This is a genomic window from Acidovorax sp. (assembly GCF_034519795.1).
Taxonomy (GTDB): domain Bacteria; phylum Pseudomonadota; class Gammaproteobacteria; order Burkholderiales; family Burkholderiaceae_C; genus Acidovorax.
On record NZ_JAXHOB010000007.1, the window covers coordinates 360,487 to 377,726 of the forward strand.

Annotated in this window: 16 protein-coding genes and 1 pseudogene; 4 read left to right on the forward strand and 13 right to left on the reverse strand. The window is 67.4% G+C overall.

Translation table 11 applies throughout. From position 1 onward, the window contains the following. Nucleotides 1-3 precede the first annotated feature (3 nt). From U5N23_RS07945 to U5N23_RS07985, 9 genes are all read right to left on the reverse strand, one after another. On the reverse strand, nt 4-720 hold the full coding sequence (locus U5N23_RS07945; RefSeq protein WP_322592262.1) for a helix-turn-helix domain-containing protein: 717 nt from the start codon (nt 718-720) through the stop codon (nt 4-6). Between the two features lies 1 nt (nt 721). Then, nucleotides 722-1,168 (reverse strand): hypothetical protein, encoded by a 447-nt coding sequence (locus tag U5N23_RS07950; RefSeq protein WP_322592263.1) that lies wholly within the window; start codon nt 1,166-1,168, stop codon nt 722-724. Next, the gene (locus U5N23_RS07955) at nt 1,165-2,088 is read right to left on the reverse strand and encodes an ABC transporter permease (protein ID WP_322592264.1); all 924 of its coding nucleotides are present in this window, start codon (nt 2,086-2,088) and stop codon (nt 1,165-1,167) included. Before U5N23_RS07955 ends, U5N23_RS07950 begins: the two co-directional genes overlap by 4 nt. Next, on the reverse strand, nt 2,085-3,146 hold the full coding sequence (locus U5N23_RS07960; protein WP_322592265.1) for an ABC transporter permease: 1,062 nt from the start codon (nt 3,144-3,146) through the stop codon (nt 2,085-2,087). Before U5N23_RS07960 ends, U5N23_RS07955 begins: the two co-directional genes overlap by 4 nt. Before the next feature lie 16 nt (nt 3,147-3,162). Then, nucleotides 3,163-4,713 carry an ABC transporter ATP-binding protein gene (locus tag U5N23_RS07965; protein ID WP_322592354.1) on the reverse strand — a complete coding sequence of 517 codons (1,551 nt, stop codon included), beginning with the start codon at nt 4,711-4,713 and terminating at the stop codon, nt 3,163-3,165. A 14-nt stretch (nt 4,714-4,727) separates the two neighbouring features. Continuing rightward, the gene (locus U5N23_RS07970; RefSeq protein ID WP_322592266.1) at nt 4,728-5,675 is read right to left on the reverse strand and encodes a 5'-methylthioadenosine/S-adenosylhomocysteine nucleosidase; all 948 of its coding nucleotides are present in this window, start codon (nt 5,673-5,675) and stop codon (nt 4,728-4,730) included. 96 nt (nt 5,676-5,771) lie between these two features. Then, nucleotides 5,772-6,782: a BMP family protein gene (locus U5N23_RS07975; protein ID WP_322592267.1), complete on the reverse strand. Its 1,011-nt coding sequence runs from the start codon at nt 6,780-6,782 to the stop codon at nt 5,772-5,774. 201 nt (nt 6,783-6,983) lie between these two features. After that, nucleotides 6,984-7,628: a uracil phosphoribosyltransferase gene (upp, locus tag U5N23_RS07980; RefSeq protein WP_322592268.1), complete on the reverse strand. Its 645-nt coding sequence runs from the start codon at nt 7,626-7,628 to the stop codon at nt 6,984-6,986. 183 nt (nt 7,629-7,811) lie between these two features. Further along, a complete protein-coding gene (locus tag U5N23_RS07985; protein WP_322592269.1) occupies nt 7,812-8,786 on the reverse strand; it encodes a threo-3-hydroxy-L-aspartate ammonia-lyase in 975 nt (324 codons plus the stop codon). Between the two features lie 88 nt (nt 8,787-8,874). Between U5N23_RS07985 and U5N23_RS07990 the strand changes: the two are divergent. Beyond that, nucleotides 8,875-9,114 (forward strand): annotated as a pseudogene (locus U5N23_RS07990) (amino acid ABC transporter permease); the annotation flags it as partial. An 8-nt stretch (nt 9,115-9,122) separates the two neighbouring features. Here the strand turns inward: U5N23_RS07990 and U5N23_RS07995 are convergent. From U5N23_RS07995 to U5N23_RS08010, 4 genes are all read right to left on the reverse strand, one after another. Next, nucleotides 9,123-9,977: an enoyl-CoA hydratase-related protein gene (locus U5N23_RS07995; RefSeq protein ID WP_322592270.1), complete on the reverse strand. Its 855-nt coding sequence runs from the start codon at nt 9,975-9,977 to the stop codon at nt 9,123-9,125. A gap of 105 nt (nt 9,978-10,082) precedes the next feature. Continuing rightward, nucleotides 10,083-11,405: a hemolysin family protein gene (locus U5N23_RS08000; RefSeq protein WP_322592271.1), complete on the reverse strand. Its 1,323-nt coding sequence runs from the start codon at nt 11,403-11,405 to the stop codon at nt 10,083-10,085. 128 nt (nt 11,406-11,533) lie between these two features. Further along, nucleotides 11,534-12,352 (reverse strand): hypothetical protein, encoded by an 819-nt coding sequence (locus U5N23_RS08005; RefSeq protein WP_322592272.1) that lies wholly within the window; start codon nt 12,350-12,352, stop codon nt 11,534-11,536. Between the two features lie 205 nt (nt 12,353-12,557). Then, nucleotides 12,558-14,078 carry a DUF853 domain-containing protein gene (locus U5N23_RS08010; protein WP_322592273.1) on the reverse strand — a complete coding sequence of 507 codons (1,521 nt, stop codon included), beginning with the start codon at nt 14,076-14,078 and terminating at the stop codon, nt 12,558-12,560. Nucleotides 14,079-14,157: 79 nt separating this feature from the next. Between U5N23_RS08010 and U5N23_RS08015 the strand changes: the two genes are divergently transcribed. The 3 genes from U5N23_RS08015 (at nt 14,158) to hemF (ending at nt 17,213) form a co-directional block, all read left to right on the forward strand. Beyond that, a complete protein-coding gene (locus tag U5N23_RS08015; protein ID WP_322592274.1) occupies nt 14,158-14,877 on the forward strand; it encodes a YebC/PmpR family DNA-binding transcriptional regulator in 720 nt (239 codons plus the stop codon). An 81-nt stretch (nt 14,878-14,958) separates the two neighbouring features. Beyond that, nucleotides 14,959-16,254: a phosphoribosylamine--glycine ligase gene (gene purD, locus U5N23_RS08020; RefSeq protein ID WP_322592275.1), complete on the forward strand. Its 1,296-nt coding sequence runs from the start codon at nt 14,959-14,961 to the stop codon at nt 16,252-16,254. Further along, nucleotides 16,254-17,213, forward strand: a complete 960-nt coding sequence (gene hemF / locus U5N23_RS08025; protein ID WP_322592276.1) for an oxygen-dependent coproporphyrinogen oxidase — start codon at nt 16,254-16,256, stop codon at nt 17,211-17,213. The genes purD and hemF overlap by 1 nt, the downstream gene beginning before the upstream one ends. Nucleotides 17,214-17,240: the final 27 nt, after the last annotated feature.

The window sequence follows — 17,240 nt, forward strand, 5'->3', positions numbered from 1 at the left end:
TGGCTACCCGTAGCCCAACTGCGCCAGTGTGGCCAGCAGGGCCGGGGACTGGCGCAGCCGCGATGGCGTGGCGCCCAGCCAGCGCAGGCAGTCGCGGCTGAAATGGGCCTGGTCGGCATAGCCATGGTCTGCTGCAATGGCGACCAGGGGTGCACCGGTGCCCAGTGCCTGGGCCGCGCGGCGAACGCGGGCCAGCGCCCGCCAAAAGCGGGGTGGCTGGCCCGTGGCCTGCAAGGCCATGCGCTCCAGGCTGCGTTCCGATACGCCGAGCGTCTTGGCGGCCTGGCCCACGGATGGAGCATGGGCCAGGGTGTGCAGGGCCTCCTGGGCACGCAAGTCCAGGTGCACATGGGTGTCGATGGCCTCCAGGACCGCAGTTTCCAGCGCCGCATCGATGCACGGGTGTGCAGCGCTGGCGCGTGCATGCCCCTGCGCCTGCTGCCACAGGGCCTGCGCGGCAGACAGCAGTGGCGTGTGCCGGATGCTCACACCCGGCTGCAGGCGGTAGCCCAGCCACAGCTCGCCCGCTCGGCCGGGCACTTGCAGGGCCGTACTGCCCAACGGGGAGATATGCCAGCCGCATGCGCCCTGGGCATCGATGTGCAGGATGAGGTCGCTGCAGCCATCGGGCAGCACCGTGGTGGGGCTGTCGTCGATGCCCGTGTGCTGCCAGCGGGCCAGAACGGCAGAGGGCAGGGCCAGTGTGGCGTGTTCGATCACATCACCGCCTGGGGGTGGGCGTGTAGCGGTAGACGCCGGGCCGGTGGCCGGCCTCGATGGTGATGCTGCGCAGCCTGTCTTCGTGCCCAGAGCGGGCCTGCGCGGTGATGCGGATGCCGGTGCGCGTGCTGCGGCAGGCGATGCGGGTCAGGGTGATCTCCGCATGGTCGTTGTTGAGCTCGGGAATGCCCTGGGTATGCACCGCCTGCAAACTGCCGTTGTCGTCACGCTGCATCCACTGCAGGTACAGAAACGACTGTGCGTACTGTGAGCCATGCACGATGCGGTAGACCCCCTCGTTCTTGCGCGTAGGCCATTGGCCGCAGACCTGAACCCAGTCCACCGCGTCGGCGGTGGCAAAGCGTTCGTAGGGCACATCCATGCCCAGGGCATGGGCGGGCGCGCTGCAGACCAGTGCCAGCGTGGCCAGCCATCGGGCCCTGGTCACCGCTCGCCCTTGCGGTAGGGCTTCATCAGCGCCTGCGGATACGCCGCCTTGCGCGCCACCAGCACCAGCGCCAGGATGGACAGCAGGTAGGGCAGCATCAGGTAGACCTGGTAGGGCAGCCAGGCATCGCCGGCCTGCTGCAGGCGCAGCTGCAGCGCATCGAAAAAGGCGAACAGCAGGGCACCCAGCAGCGCCTTGCCGGGCCGCCACGAGGCGAACACCACCAGCGCCACGCAGATCCAGCCGCGCCCGTTGACCATGTTGAAGAAAAAAGCATTGAACGCCGACAGCGTGAGGAAGGAGCCCGCCACCCCCATGAGTGCCGAGCCCGCCACGATGGCGCCCGTGCGCGTGGCTGCCACCGACAGGCCCTGGCCTTCGGCCGCCTGCGGGTTCTCGCCCACCATGCGCACGGCCAGGCCCAGAGGGGTGCGCATGAGCACCCAGGCCAGCAGCGGCACCAGGGTCAGCGCCAGCAATGTGAGCGGCGTCTGCGCCGAGAGGATGGGGATGCCCAGCCATTCCATGGGCGCAAACGGCTCGATGGTGGGCGGCGTGTTCACCTTGGGGAAGCTCACGCGGTAACCGTAGTAGCTGAGCGCCGTGGCCAAGAGCGTGATGCCCAGGCCCGAGACATGCTGCGACAGCGCCAGCCCCACCGTGAGCCAGGCATGCAAGAGCCCGAATACCGCGCCCGTGAGCGCAGCCACCAGCACCCCCGTCCACAGGCCGCAGCCCGCATACACCGCGAGCCAGCCTGTGAAGGCGCCCGCGACCATGATGCCCTCGATGCCCAGGTTGAGCACGCCGGCACGCTCGCACAGCAGCACCCCGAGCGTGCCCAGAATGAGCGGCGTGGCCACGCGCAGGGTGGCGATCCAGAAGGCCGGGTTGGCCAGAATGTCGAGCAGCTCGGTCATTTCCACTTCACCCGGTACTGTGTGAGAAGCGTCGCCACGAGCACTGCGATCAGCGAGGTGGCCACGATCACGTCGGCGATGTAGGTGGGCACGCCCACCGCGCGGCTCATGCTGTCGGCGCCCACGAGCACGCCGGCCACGAAGGTGCTCGCCGCGATCACGCCCAAGGGGTGCAGCCCGGCCAGCATGGCGATGACGATGCCGCTGTAGCCATAGCCCGGCGACATGTCGAGCGTGACATAGCCCGTGCGGCCCGCCACTTCGATGGCGCCGGCCAACCCGGCCAGGCCGCCCGAGAGCAGAGCGACCAGTACGACCGTGCGGGTGATGGGCACGCCGGCAAAGGCTGCGGCCCGCGCATTGGCGCCTGCCGCGCGGATGTCGAAGCCCGGCACCGTGCGCCGCAAAATGGCCCAGAGCAGGAGTGCAAGCCCGATGGCCCACAGCAGCCCCGTGTGCAGGCGCGTCTGCGGCACCAGCTTGGACAGCTCCATATCGCCCTGCAGCGCCACGCTCTGCGGCCAGCCCATGGAGAGTGGGTCCTTCATGGGCCCGTCGAGCAGGGCAGAGACCAGCAGCAGGGCAATGAAGTTGAGCAGCAGCGTGGTCACCACCTCGTCCACCCCCAGGCGCGATTTCATCAGCGCCGGGCCCAGCAGCAGCAGGGCACCGGCCAGCGCGGCCGCCAGCATCATGAGGGGGAACAGCAGCCAGGGCGACCATTCGAGGCCCGTGCCGCCATGCAGGCCGCCCACGGCCACGGCGGCCAGCGCACCCGCGTACAGCTGCCCCTCGGCCCCGATGTTGAACAGGCGCGCGCGGAAGGCCACGGCGGCGGCCAGCCCGGTCAGGATCAGCGGCGTGGCGCGCGTCAGCGTTTCGGTCAGCGCAAAGACCGAGCCGAACGCGCCTTGGACCAGCAACGCATAGGTCTGGCCCACGGGCGCGCCAGCCCACAGCACCAGCAGGCCGCTGATGAGCAGGGTGAACACCACGGCGCCCACCGGCGCCGCCACGTAGGCGGCCGGGGAGATGTGGTTGCGTTTTTCGAGTCTCATGGGCAGATGGAAAGGGTCAGGGGGCAGAGCCGGCCATGGCCAGCCCGATGGCCTCGCGCGTCCAGCCTTGCGCAGGCCGTGCTTCGCTCAGGTGCCCCTCGTGCATCACGGCCACGCGGTCGCCCAGGGCAAGCACTTCGTCGAGGTCGTCCGAGATCAGCAGCACGGCCGCGCCGCCGTCGCGCGCGTTGATGAGCTGCTGCTGCACGAAGGTGACGGCGCCGATATCGAGGCCCCAGGTGGGCTGGTGCGCCACGATGAGGCGCGGGGCCGGCGCGCTCTGGCTTGCGTCGTAGGGCGGCAGCAGGGCGCGGCCCAGAATGAGCTTTTGCATGTTGCCGCCCGAGAGCGCGCGGGCCGGGGTATCGGGCCCGCCGCCGCGCACGTCGAAGGTCTCGGCCACGCGCTGGGCGTGCTGGCGCGCAGCGCCGCGCTTGACCCAGAAGGCCTTGAACCAGGGGTGGGCGAACCAGTGGCTGCGCAGGCGCTCGGACACGGCGTTCTCCCACACCGGCAGGTCGCCCACCACGCCCACGGCATGGCGGTCCTCGGGGATGCGGGCCACGCCCTGGTTCACCACCCAGGCCGGCCGGGCCTGCAGCGGCGCGCCCAGCAGCGTGACCTGGCCGGCCGTGGCGGCGCGCACGCCGCACAGCACATCGGCCAGTGCCACCTGGCCATTGCCCGAGACACCGGCAATGGCGACGATCTCGCCCGCATGCAGGGTGAGCGACACGCGCTGCAGCCGGTCGCGGCCGGTGGCGGCGGTGGAGACGTCGGCCAGCGTGCACACCGGCGCGCCCACGCTTTTGGCGGGCCTGCGTGCGCTGGCCTCAATGGCATGGCCCACCATCCACTGGGCCAGTTGGCCCTGCGTGGTGCCCTGCGCGGGCGCCTCGGCCACGAGCCTGCCCTGGCGCAGCACGGCCACGCGGTGCGATACGCGCAGCACCTCGGCCAGCTTGTGGCTGATGAAGATGATGGACAGGCCCTGCGCCACCATCTGCGACAGGGTGGCGAACAGGGCCTCGCTCTCCTGCGGGGTGAGCACGGCGGTGGGTTCGTCGAGGATCAGGATGCGCGCGCCCCGGTACAGCGCCTTGAGGATCTCCACCCGCTGGCGCTCGCCCACCGAGAGGCTGCCCACACGCGCCTCGGGCTGCACCGGCAGGCCGAAGCGGGCGGACACGGCCAGCAGCTTTTCGCGCGCGGCGCCGCGGCGCGAGAACGGCTGCCACAGCGGCTCGCTGCCCAGCAGCACGTTGTCCAGCACGGTGAGGTTGTCGGCCAGCGTGAAGTGCTGGTGCACCATGCCGATGCCGGCGGCCAGCGCCGCGCGCGGCTGTCCCGGGGGCAGGGGCTGGCCGAAGACCTCGATGTGGCCCTCATCGGCCACGTAGTGCCCGAACAGGATGGACATCAGCGTGGACTTGCCCGCGCCGTTCTCGCCCAGCAGAGCCAGCACCTCGCCACGCGCCAGCGTGAGGCCGATGCCATCATTGGCCACCAGCTTGCCGAAGCGCTTGGTGATGCCGGTGAGGCGAAGAACCGTTTCTGCAGGCTCCATGGACATGGATCGGGCTACTTCCAGGCGGCGAGGAAGGCTTGCAGCACTTTTGCGGAATTGGCCGCCGCCAGGTGCATGAAGGTGTCCATCTCGTTGGCGCCGTCGCCGCCGCCCGCCAGATCGCTCAGCGAGCGGAAGGCGATGTAGGGCACGCCGTTGCTGTGCGCCACCATGGCGGTGGCTGCGGTCTCCATGTCGAGCACATTCGCCTCGAAGGTCTTGAACGCATATTCGCGGAAGGCCTTGTTGTCCACGAAGGCCTGGCCCGAGACGCCATTGCCGCCCACCACCATGCGCGGGCGTTCCTTCAGGCAGTGGCTGGCGTGGCAGTGGGCGAGGGGCACGGAGGCCAGGCCGTTGGCCACGGCCAGCATGCGCGGGTCGGCCTCGAACCAGAATTTCTGCGTGAGCTTGGGGTTGGCTGCGGAGCGCACCTCCACCGGGCGCGGGTGCATCATGCCGAAGGCGGGCAGGGTGAGCTCGGCCTGCATCCAGCCCGGGGCCGTGTACTTGCCCGGCTGGTCTTCGCGCGCCATGAGCCACTCCATGTACTGGCCCCAGCGCGCAGGCACGGTCACGTCGCCGATGTGCAGGCCCGGGTTGACCCCGCCGGCAATGCCGGAAAAGACGATGTGGCTGACGTTGAAACGGTCCAGCACCAGTTGCGTGTTCATGGCCGCATTGGTCATGCTGATGCCCGAGAGGAACACCACCACGGGCTTGCCCTGCAGCGTACCGGTGGTGAACTCCACGCCGTTCACGCTGTGCTTCACCGGCTGCTGCACCTGGGGCAGCAGCACGGTGAGTTCGGGCGCGAAGGCCGAGATCACCGCGATGCGCGGTGTGCTGTCAAGGCGCGTGCCCTGGCCTGCGGGGCTTGTGGCGCAACCCGCCAGCGCACCGGCCAGGGCCAGGGTTGCGAGCAGTTGGGCAATACGGGGGAGCAAGGCTGTGAGGGTCATGGGCAACAGGGTAAGGCAAAGGCGGCGCCAATGAAAAGGGCCACCGCTGAGAGGTGGTGGCCCGGGTGCTGGTGAGGGTGCGATGGCACCCGCAACTTACTTGGCCGTGGACTTGGGCTGGCTGTCGTCCACCTTCACGGTGAACTTGCCGGCCAGGATGTCGGCCTCCTTGGCCTTGACCTTGGCCACGATGTCGGCCGGCACCTTCTTCTCGAAGGTGCCCAGGGGCGCGAGTTCCGAGCCCTTGTGCTTCATCATCGAGTACGGGCCGTAGTCTTCGGGCGTGAACTTGCCTTCCTTGACGAGCTTGAGCGCGCGGTCGATGCTGGGCTCCATGTGCCAGATGGCCGAGGCAACCACCGTGTCGGGGTACTTGTCCTGCGTGTTGATCACGTTGCCGATGGCCAGCTTGCCCTTTTCCTTGGCCGCATCGCTCACACCGAAGCGCTCGGCATACAGCACGTCGGCGCCCTTGTCGATCATGGCGAAGGTGGCTTCCTTGGCCTTCGGTGGGTCGAACCAGCTGTTGATGAAACTGATGGTGAATTCGACCTTGGGGTTCACTTCCTTGGCGCCGGCCATGAAGGCGTGCATCAGGCGGTTCACCTCGGGGATGGGGAAGCCGCCCACCATGCCGATCTTGTTGCTCTTGGTCATGCCGCCAGCCACCATGCCCGACAGGTAGGCCGGCTCCTGGATGTAGTTGTCGAACACGCTGAAGTTGGGCGCCTGCGGCTTGCCCGAGGAGCCGAGCAGGAAGGAAGTCTTGGGGAAGTCCTTGGCCACCTTGCGGGCGGCGGCTTCCACCGCGAAGGCCTCGCCCACGATGAGCTGGTTGCCGCCGGTGGCGTACTCGCGCATCACGCGCTCGTAGTCGGCGTTGGTCACGTTCTCGCTGGACTTGTACTCGATCTCGCCGCGCGCCTCGGCTGCCTTGAGCGCCTTGTGGATGCGGCTCACCCACTGCTGCTCGTAGGGCACCGTGTAGATCGCCGCCACCTTGGTCTTGGCCTGCGCCATCGCCGCGCCGGGCGCCAGCCCGATCATGGCCGACAGTGCCAGCGAGGTGGAGAACAGGTGGCCGGTGAAGATGCGGCGTGAGGTCATGGGGTGATTCCTTCTTCGGATGGAGGATGGGCGATCGGATCTGGCGTTGTCTCAAGCAATTTGTGCGCCAATGGATGGCAGGCGCTGGCATGGAGTCTGCCAGAAGAAAGCCACCAGTTGGTAAAAATTCGCACCGGCTTGGGGCGCAAAAAAGCCGCCCAAGGACTTGGTCCCTGCGGCGGCTTTCGTTTTGGTCAGCGCCTATTTGGTGCCAAAGATCCGGTCGCCCGCATCGCCCAGGCCCGGCAGGATGTAGCCATGGTCGTTGAGCTCGCGGTCGATGGCGGCGGTGAAGATCGGCACGTCGGGGTGCGCCTTCTGCAGGGTGGCCACGCCTTCGGGGGCGGCCAGCAGGCAGACGAACTTGATGGAGCGAGGGTTGAGCTTCTTGAGCCGGTCGACGCAGGCGGCGGCCGAGTTGCCGGTGGCCAGCATGGGGTCGACCACGATGATGTCGCGCTCGTCCATCTCGGACGGCATCTTGAAGTAATACTCCACGGGCTGCAGCGTGGCCGGGTCGCGGTACAGGCCGATATGGCCCACGCGGGCACCGGGCACCACATTGAGCATGCCGTCTAGGAAACCGTTGCCCGCGCGCAGGATGGAGACCAGCACCAGCTTCTTGCCGTCGATCACCTGGCCGGTCATGGTTTCCAGCGGGGTTTCGATCTCGATGTCCTGCAGCGGCATGTCGCGCGTGACCTCGTAGGCCATGAGCGTGCTCAGCTCGCCCAGCAGGCGGCGAAAGCTGTTGGTGCTGGCGTCCTTCTTGCGCATCAGCGTGAGCTTGTGCTGGACGAGGGGGTGCTTGATGACGGTGACGTTGTTGTTGGTAGCGGTGCTCATGGCGCGGCCTTTGTTCTGCAGAGGATGAATGAATGGCGGTGGCCGTATTTTGACGTTCCTTTGCCTCGTTGGGCGTGGAAACTGGCGCGGCGCGACACCAGTGGCCCCGCGGAACCGGCTTTGCCAGGCCGCTGGGGCCGCCCCCTGTGGGAAGGCGACGCAGTCGCATCGGGGGGAGAGGGTTTAGTCTGCCAGAAACCTGGCGTATCGGGCCATGTCCACATTCCCCCCGCTGACGAGGATGCCCACGCGCGCGCCATGCACGTCCACGCTGCCGTGCCGGGCACCCGCGAAGGCCAGGGCACCCGTGGGCTCCACCACCAACTTCATGCGCTCGGCAAAGAAGCGCATGGCCTCGACCAGTTGCTCGTCAGTGGCGGTGACGATGTCTTCCGCCAGGCGCTGGATGATGGGGAAGGGGATCTGCCCGAGCGAGCGGGCCTGTGCGCCATCGGCAATCGTGTGGGGCGTGGGGATCTGCACCAGCTGTCCGCTGCGCAGCGATTGCTGGCCGTCGTTGCCGGCCTCGGGCTCCACGCCCACCACGCGGCAGTTCGGCGCCAGGGCTTCGGCGGCCAGCAGGCTGCCGGCCAGCAGACCACCGCCGCCCACGCAGACGAAGAGGTAGTCGAGGTCGGGTACCTCTTCCAGGAACTCCTTGACGGCCGTGCCCTCGCCGGCGATCACGTGCGGGTGATCGAAGGGCGGCACCAGCGTCATGCCGCGCTCCTGGGCCAGCCTCTGGCTGATGGCCTCGCGGTCCTCGGTGTAGCGGTCGTAGGTGACGACCTGAGCCCCGTACTCGCGTGTGGCCGCCATCTTGGTGGCGGGGGCGTCCTCGGGCATCACGATCAGGGCGGGCATGTCCAGCAGGCGCGCCGACAGCGCGATGGCCTGCGCGTGGTTGCCGGCCGAGAAGGCCAGCACGCCGCGCTCGCGCTGCTGGTCGCTGAACTGCGAGAGGGTGTTGTAGGCCCCGCGGAACTTGAACGAACCCGTGCGCTGCTGGTTTTCGCACTTGAAGAACGCCTGCGTGCCCAGCAGCGCGTCGGCCATGTTGGAGCGCAGCACGTGCGTGCGGTGGGCCACGCCAGCGAGCCGCTGTGCGGCAGAAACAACATCCGCGTAGGTGGGCGGGGGAAGGCTGGCGTTGCTCATGGTGGAATCTTTCGGGGATGAACGGGCTCAACTATTCCACCCATCATAAAACCGCCCGGCTTTTGGCCACAGGGGCCGTGAAAGGCCCTTTCGGCGCATGCTGCCGCCGCTGGGCAACAACATGATCGCGCTGCTCAAGGACACTTCGCTGGTCTCGGCCATCGGCCTGGCCGAGATGGCCTACGCCGCGCGCACCGTGGCCGGCGCCTGTGCGCGCTACTGGGAGCCGTACCTGGCCATCTCGCTGGCCTACTGGTGCATGGCGCTGGCCCTGACCACCTTGCTGCGCCGGCTGGAGCACCACCTGGCGCGCAGCGAGCGCAGCTGAGGCAGGCCCTAACCCAGCTCTGAAAACCGCTGCAGCGGGGTGAGTGCAGGGAAGTCCCCCGCGCGCTTTTGCTTCATGGCCGCCACCGATTCCTGTACGTGGCGGTTGCTCCAGATCGCGCCCTGCAGCCAGCCCATCTGGCGCAGGCTGTCTTCCACCGAGTGGTCGCGCGCATAGTTCACGGCCTGCTTGGTGCCCCAGATGGCCACGGGCGGCTTGCTGGCGATCTCCTGGGCGCACTGCAGGGCAGCAGCCACCATCGCCTCCTGCGTGTCGAAGACCTCGTTGACCAGGCCGTAGCCCAGTGCCTTCTGCGCGGGCATGCGCCGGCCGGTGTAGGCCAGCTCCTTGACCACACCCATGGGCACCAGCTTGGGCAGGCGCTGCAGCGTGCCCACGTCGGCCACCATGCCGATGTTGATCTCCTGGATGCAGAAGAAGGCATCGGCCGTGGCATAGCGGATGCAGGCCGCCGTCACCATGTCCACCGCGCCGCCGATGCAGCCACCGTGGATGGCCATGATCACCGGGATGCGCAGGTTCTCGAGCCGGGTGAAGGTGTGCTGCATGTCGGTCAGCAGGTCGAAGATGGCGGCGCGGCCTTCGGGGCTCTGGTCGTCCATGGTGATGGCGCCGCCGAAGGTCTCCAGCGCCATGCCCGCGCTGAAGTGCCGGCCGGTGCTGCTGACGACCAGCGCGCGTGCCTCGCCGGCCTGGTGCAGGTGCACCAGCACCGCGTCCAGCTCGCGCCAGAACGTCGGGTGCATGGTGTTCATGGCCTCGGGCCGGTTCATCACCAGGTGGGCCACATGGCCGGTGGTGGTCAGGGAAAAGCAGGTGAGGGTGGGAGCGGCAGTGTTCATGGGCGAACACTGTAGGCCGCACGCCCGCGCCGCCATCGTCGCGTGGGTGACTCTGCGCGGGTTTTGCCCGAGCCCGCCCCCGTGCTGGACAGGGCAGGGCGGGGTTCAGCCGTCCGTGGTTTCCGTGGCGTCGGCCAGCTCGGGCACGGGCATGCGGCTGGCCAGGATCTTGTCGATGGTCTTGCCGTCCATGTCCACCACTTCGAGCTTCCAGCCCTCCCACTCCACGGTGTCGGTCACCTTGGGCAGGCGGCCGGTCAGCAGCATGATCATGCCGCTCAGCGTGTGGTAGCGGCCACGCTCTTCCTCGGGCACGGTGTCCAGGTTCAGGCGATCCTTGAGTTCGGGCACGGGGATGTGTCCGTCCAGCAGCCAGCTGCCGTCCTCGCGTTGCAGCGCCCACGAGGTCTCGGGGTCGCGCGGCTGGAATTCGCCGGTGATGGCCTCGATCAGGTCCTGCAGCGTGACGATGCCCTGCACCTCGCCGTACTCGTCGATCACGAAGGCCATGTGCACGTCCGACAGGCGGAAGTTGTCCAAAAGCTCCATGCCGGTGATGGTCTCGGGCACGTACAGCGCCGTCTGCAGTGGCTGGTCGGTCAGGCCGTGCGCCTTGTCGCGGATGGTGCGCGAGAGCCACTGGCGAGCGTTGAGCACGCCGCGGATGTTGTCCATGCCACCGCGCACCACAGGAAAGCGGGCGTGGTCCGACTCCTCGATGCGCTGCAGGTTTTCTTCGAAGGACAGGTCCAGGTCCAGGCAGACCACGTCGCCGCGCGGCACCATGAGCGAGCCGATCTGGCGGTCGTCCAGGCGGAACACGTTGCGCACCATGGTGTGCTCGTGCGATTCGATCACGCCGGCCGTCGTGCCTTCGACCAGCATGGCGTGGATCTCTTCCTCGGTCACGGGGCTGCCGCTGGTTTCCTTGACGCCCAGCAGGCGCAGCAGCGTGCGCGTGGAGGTGGACAGCAGGATGACGAAGGGCTTGGTCGCCACCGCCAGGAAGTTGATGGGCCGCGATACCAGGCGTGCAAAGGTCTCGGGGTGCGACTGGCCGATGCGCTTGGGCACGAGCTCGCCCACGACGATGGAGAAGTAGGTGATCAGCACCACCACCAGGCCGGTGGCGGCATAGCTGCCGTAGGGCTGGGGTACCCCCAGGGATTCCAGCCAGATCGCCAGCGGGCCGGCCAGCGCGGCCTCACCCACGATACCGTTGAGCACGCCGATCGACGTGATGCCGATCTGGATGGTGGAGAGAAAGCGGGTGGGGTCTTCGCCCAGCTTCACGGCGGCGGCGGCGCCGCTATCGCCCTCATCGATCAGCTTTTGCAGCCGTGCCTTGCGTGCAGTGACCAGAGCGATCTCTGACATGGCGAACAGCCCGTTCAAAAGGATGAGGGCGAACAGTATTGCGATTTCCATAGACAGGGAGCAGAGGGCTCCCCTGGAGTTGAGAAGCTGCCCATTGTAGAGGTGTGGTTATTGCCGTGGTCCGCAACGGATATTGGCATTCCGGGTGCCGTCAGTTCCGGGTCAGAACCCGCACGCCCTCAATCACCGCCCCCGCCGCCGCAACCACCACCGCCATCGCCCCCACCGTCGCTGGAACTGTCGCTGCTGCTGCTGGAATGGTCGGCCCCACCAAAATCGTCCGAGCTGCCGCTGTGGCTGCCGTCGGAAAAGCTGGTGCCGCAGTAGGTGCCGCTGCCATCGCCGCCCGCAGCGTTCTTGGCCAGAATGCTGCTGCAGTCGGGCAGGTAGGTGAAGCCGCCGGCAATCGCCATCTTGGCGTCCAGCGCGAACAGCAGCGGCAGGCGGCTCGGTGCCTTGGGGTTGATGGCTTCGTCCTTGCACGCCCAGAACCAGGCGCGGCGCAGGCCATCGTTGTTCTTCGCCTTGGTGCCCAGGGCCTCGGCAGGCGTGTGGTGCAAGAAGAAACCCAGCGCGTTGTGGCACCAGGTCTTGTAGGCCTGCGTGTGCAGGATGAACTCGTGCCACAGCGCATCCACCGCCTTCGATGGCATGGCCACGAACTGCTTGCGGCTGCGCATGCAGGCCATGAAGAACTGGCGCAGCCCACGTTCCACGAGTTCGCAGTCCTTCTGGCTGAGGTGCGGGTAGGTCTCGCGCAGCTTGCGCTTCAAGTACGCGGGCAGGCGCGCCTCGCGGATGTAGCGCTCGCGCACCGTGCGCGTCCACTGCACGACGATGGCGGTGACCGCCACCGTGCACACCAGGTAGATGGCCCAGCGCCAGTTGGGCCGCAGCAGACCCGCGAAAGCGGCCGCGAAAGCCAGCGCCCAGAGGGCGATGGCCAGTTGCACCACGTTGCCGCCATAGCGCACCAGCAGCCTGTCGATCTTGCCCATCGGCTCCCCCTTTGACGTTGTTGTGTGTCTGTTTTCCGGGGTTGTACCTCTTTTTCGAGACTATGGGATGGCTTTTATCGATCCGTTGCCAGGTTTCACCCGATTGAAACTGGCGTGACCTAGGCCAGTGCCCCCGCGCAAGGGCCGCCCCGCCGCGCTGGGGGCGTCCCCCTTCAAGGGGGAAGGCGCGAAGCGACTCAGGGGGTTACCTTTTCCTTCCACCGAAGACGCTGCCCAGCACGCCACGCAGGATTTCCCTGCCCAGCGTGGTGCCCATGGTGCGCACGGCCGACTTGGCCATGGTCTGCGCCAGGCCGTCGCGCTTGCCGCCGCGCGGGCCGGTGGAGCCGAACAGCACGTCGTTCAGGCCGCCCAGCAGTCCGCCGCCTTCCTCAGCGGGTGTTGCCACGCCTCCACTGCCCTTGCCGGCAGGTGCCTGTGCCGTGGCGTCGGCAGTGCGGCCCTTGAGCTTTTCGTAGGCCGATTCGCGGTCCACCACCTTTTCGTACACCCCGGCCACCAGCGAGCTGCCCATCAGTGCCTGGCGCTGCTGCGGCGTGATGGGGCCGAGCTGGCTGCCCGGGGGCAGCACAAAGACGCGCTCGGTCACGCTGGGGCGGCCCTTGGCGTCGAGAAAACTGATCAGCGCCTCGCCCACGGCCAGTTCGGTGATGGCGGTCTCGATATCGAGGCCCGGCTTTTGCCGCATGGTGGTGGCCGTGGCCTTCACGGCCTTCTGGTCGCGCGGGGTGAAGGCGCGCAGCGCATGCTGCACGCGGTTGCCCAATTGGGCCAGCACGCTGTCGGGGATATCGAGGGGGTTCTGCGTCACGAAATACACGCCCACGCCCTTGGAGCGCACCAGGCGCACCACCAGCTCGATGCGCTCGACCAGCACCTTGGGCGCTTCGTTGAACAGCAGGTGGGCCTCGTCGAAGAAGAACACCAGCTTGGGCTGCTCGGGGTCGCCGATCTCCGGCAACTGCTCGAACAGCTCGGACAGCATCCACAACAGGAAGGTGGCGTACAGGCGCGGCGAATTCATGAGCTTGTCGGCCGCCAGGATGTTGACCACGCCATGCCCATCGACGGTCTGCATGAAGTCCTGGATGTCGAGCATGGGCTCGCCGAAGAACTGCGTGCCGCCCTGCTGCTCGATCTGCAGCAACCCGCGCTGGATGGCACCCACGCTGGCCGCGCTCACGTTGCCGTATTCGGTCGTGAATTCCTTGCTGTTGTCGCCCACATACTGCAGCATGGCGCGCAGGTCCTTGAGGTCCAGCAGCAGCATGCCGTTGTCGTCGGCGATCTTGAATACGAGGTTGAGCACCCCGAGTTGCGTCTCATTGAGGTTGAGCATGCGCCCCAGCAGCAGCGGGCCCATGTCCGACACCGTGGCGCGCACCGGGTGGCCCTGCTCGCCGAACACGTCCCACAGCGTGGTGGGGCAGGCCAGGGGGGCGGGCAGGTCCAGCCCCCGCTCCTTGAGGACGGCGGCCAGCTTCTCGCCGATCTTGCCGGGCTGGCTGGCCCCGGTGAGGTCGCCCTTGACGTCGGCCATGAACACCGGCACGCCGATGCGCGAGAAATTCTCGGCCAGCGTCTGCAGCGTCACCGTCTTGCCGGTGCCGGTGGCGCCGGTGATCAGCCCGTGGCGGTTGGCCAGGCTCGGGAGCAGGTGGCATTCGGTGGTGTCGTGCTTGGCTATCAGGAGTGGTTCGGCCATTTCGGGTTTCCTCGGGGATGCGGGTTCGGCAAAAGTAAAATCGCGCACAGTAGATTAAATCAGTACAAAAGGACTTCCCGTGGCAGGACACAGTAAATGGGCGAATATCCAGCACCGCAAGGGGCGGCAGGATGAAAAACGCGGCAAGATCTGGACCCGCATCATTCGCGAAATCACCGTGGCGGCCCGTTCGGGCGGCGGGGATCTGTCTGCCAACCCCCGCCTGCGCCTGGCGGTGGACAAGGCCAAGGCGGCCAACATGCCGGCCGACCGCATCAAATACAACATCGACAAGGCCACCGGCAATGCCGAAGGCCTGACCTACGAGGAAATCCGCTACGAAGGCTATGGCATCGGCGGCGTGGCCATCATGATCGACACCATGACCGACAACCGTGTGCGCACGGTGGCCGAGGTGCGCCACGCCTTCAGCAAGCACGGCGGCAGCATGGGCACCGAGGGTTCGGTGGTGTTCCAGTTCAAGCACTGCGGCCAGCTGATCTTTGCGCCGGGTACCGACGAGGACAAGGTCATGGAGGTGGCTCTGGAAGCCGGCGCCGAGGACGTGCTGACCGACGAGGACGGCGCCATCGAGGTGCTGACCGCACCGGCCGACTTCGAGGCCGTGAAGAACGCCCTGGAAGCCGCCGGGCTGACGCCCGAGGTGTCCGAGGTCACCATGCGCGCCGAAAACACCATCGGGCTGGAAGGCGAGGACGCCGTGCGGATGCAAAAATTGCTCGATGTGCTCGAAGACCTGGACGATGCCCAGGAGATCTACCACAACGCCGCGCTCTGAAACGCGGCCACGATTGAATTCACAACACTGTCTCTGTAACGGTGCCCGGCACCCCGCGCAGACAGGTTCTAATAGGCTGGTATGAAGGTTCTTGTAATTGGTGGCGGCGGCCGTGAACACGCAATGGCCTGGAAGCTCAGCCAGTCTCCCAAGGTCACCAAGGTGTACGTGGCGCCCGGCAACGGCGGCACGGCCCTCAACTCCAAGCTGGAGAACGTGGCCATCACCGACGTGCGCGAGCTGCGCATCTGGGCGCAGGCCGAGAAGATCGGCCTCACGGTGGTGGGCCCCGAGGCACCGCTGGCCGCTGGCGTGGTCGATGAATTCCGCGCGCACGGCCTGCGCGTGTTCGGCCCCACGCAGGCGGCCGCGCAACTCGAAAGCTCCAAGGCCTTCTCCAAGGCCTTCATGCGCCGCCATGGCATTCCCACGGCGGACTACGACACCTTCACCGACCCGGTGGCGGCCCATGCCTTCGTGGACCGCCTGGGCGCGCCCATCGTCATCAAGGCCGACGGCCTGGCGGCCGGCAAGGGCGTGGTCGTGGCCATGACGCTGAAAGAGGCGCACGATGCCGTCGATTTCATGCTGGTGGACAACAAGTACGGCGTGACCCACAACGAGGGGGCAGATGGGAAGGCCGAGCCGCGCGTGGTGATCGAGGCGTTCCTGGAGGGCGAGGAAGCCTCCTTCATCGTGCTGTGCGACGGCAAGAACGTGCTGGCCCTGGCCACCAGCCAGGACCACAAGCGCCTGAAGGACGGCGACGAAGGCCCCAACACCGGCGGCATGGGCGCGTATTCGCCCGCGCCCGTGGTCACGGCCGACGTGCACGCCCGTGCCATGCGCGAGATCATCCTGCCCTCCATCCGCGGCATGGAAAAGGATGGCATTCCCTACACCGGTTTCCTCTATGCCGGACTGATGATCGACGCCAAGGGCCAGCCCAAGACGCTCGAGTTCAACTGCCGCATGGGTGACCCCGAGACCCAGCCCATCCTGATGCGCCTGAAAAGCGATCTGGCCGATGTGCTGGCCGCCGGCGTGGACGGCAAGCTCGACCAGATCGAACTGCAGTGGGACCGCCGCACCGCACTGGGCGTGGTGATGGCCGCCCACGGCTACCCCGAGAACCCGCGCAAGGGCGACACCATCACCGGCCTGCCGGCCGATGCGGACGATGCCGTGGCCTTCCATGCGGGCACGGCCCTCAAGGACGGCGTGGTCAGCGTAACGGGCGGCCGCGTGCTGTGCGTGACGGTGCTGGCCGACAGCGTCAAGCAGGCGCAGCAGCGCGCCTACGATGTGGCGCGGGGCATCCAGTTCGACGGCGCCCAGTACCGCCGCGACATTGGCTTTCGCGCCGTCAAGGCCTGATGTCCTCAGGCCATTCGCTGAACGCCGCCGACACGGTGGCGCGGGTGCGCAGCTACCTGCAGGGGCTGCAACTGCGCATCACCGATGCGCTGGAGGCGGTGGAAGGCGAGGGCGGGGCCCGCTTCCTGGCCGATGCCTGGCGCAAGGCGCCTGGCGAGGCGCTGCAGGGCGATGGCGTGACGCGCATCCTCGAAGGCGGGCGCGTGTTCGAGCGCGCGGGTTGCGGTTTCTCGCACGTGCGCGGGCCGCTGCTGCCGCCATCGGCCACCCAGCACCGGCCCGAGCTGGCGGGTGCGCCGTTCGAGGCCATGGGCGTGTCGCTGGTGTTCCACCCGAAGAACCCCTATGTGCCCACGGTGCACATGAACGTGCGCATGATCGCCGCGGGCCACCCCGGGCAGGCGCCCACCTGCTGGTTCGGTGGCGGAATGGACCTCACGCCATACTACGGCTTCGAGGACGATGCGGTGCACTTTCACCGCAGCTGCCGCGATGCGCTGGCGCCTTTTGGGGACGACAAGTACCCCCGCTTCAAGCAGTGGTGCGATGAATACTTCTTCCTCAAGCACCGCAATGAACAGCGCGGCGTGGGCGGTGTGTTCTTCGACGACTTCTCCGAGCTGGGCTTCGAGCAGAGCCTGGCCATGACGCAATCGGTGGGCGATGCCTTCCTGGGCGCCTACTTGCCCATCGTCGAGAAGCGCCAGGGCATGCCGCATGGCGAGCGCGAGCGCGAATTCCAGCTCTACCGCCGTGGCCGCTATGTGGAGTTCAATCTGGTATGGGACCGGGGCACGCATTTTGGCCTGCAATCGGGCGGGCGCACCGAGTCCATCCTGCTGTCCATGCCGCCCTTGGTGTCGTGGTCGTACCAGCGCCAGGAAGGCGCCGATTCGGCCGAGGCCGCACTGGCAGAGCGCTTTCTGGTGCGGCGCGACTGGCTTGCGGACACCGTCTGAAACCGGCCCCTTCGGCAAAAAAGCTAT

Excerpts from the sequence above, each read along its gene's own strand:
- U5N23_RS07970 (WP_322592266.1), bottom strand. The coding sequence starts at position 5,675 with ATGACCCTCACAGCCTTGCTCCCCCGTATTGCCCAACTGCTCGCAACC.
- upp (WP_322592268.1), bottom strand. The coding sequence starts at position 7,628 with ATGAGCACCGCTACCAACAACAACGTCACCGTCATCAAGCACCCCCTC.
- purD (WP_322592275.1), top strand. The coding sequence starts at position 14,959 with ATGAAGGTTCTTGTAATTGGTGGCGGCGGCCGTGAACACGCAATGGCC.
- U5N23_RS08000 (WP_322592271.1), bottom strand. The coding sequence starts at position 11,405 with ATGGAAATCGCAATACTGTTCGCCCTCATCCTTTTGAACGGGCTGTTC.
- U5N23_RS07985 (WP_322592269.1), bottom strand. The coding sequence starts at position 8,786 with ATGAGCAACGCCAGCCTTCCCCCGCCCACCTACGCGGATGTTGTTTCT.
- hemF (WP_322592276.1), top strand. The coding sequence starts at position 16,254 with ATGTCCTCAGGCCATTCGCTGAACGCCGCCGACACGGTGGCGCGGGTG.
- U5N23_RS08010 (WP_322592273.1), bottom strand. The coding sequence starts at position 14,078 with ATGGCCGAACCACTCCTGATAGCCAAGCACGACACCACCGAATGCCAC.
- U5N23_RS07965 (WP_322592354.1), bottom strand. The coding sequence starts at position 4,713 with ATGGAGCCTGCAGAAACGGTTCTTCGCCTCACCGGCATCACCAAGCGC.
- U5N23_RS07960 (WP_322592265.1), bottom strand. The coding sequence starts at position 3,146 with ATGAGACTCGAAAAACGCAACCACATCTCCCCGGCCGCCTACGTGGCG.
- U5N23_RS07995 (WP_322592270.1), bottom strand. The coding sequence starts at position 9,977 with ATGAACACTGCCGCTCCCACCCTCACCTGCTTTTCCCTGACCACCACC.
- U5N23_RS07955 (WP_322592264.1), bottom strand. The coding sequence starts at position 2,088 with ATGACCGAGCTGCTCGACATTCTGGCCAACCCGGCCTTCTGGATCGCC.
- U5N23_RS07975 (WP_322592267.1), bottom strand. The coding sequence starts at position 6,782 with ATGACCTCACGCCGCATCTTCACCGGCCACCTGTTCTCCACCTCGCTG.
- U5N23_RS08005 (WP_322592272.1), bottom strand. The coding sequence starts at position 12,352 with ATGGGCAAGATCGACAGGCTGCTGGTGCGCTATGGCGGCAACGTGGTG.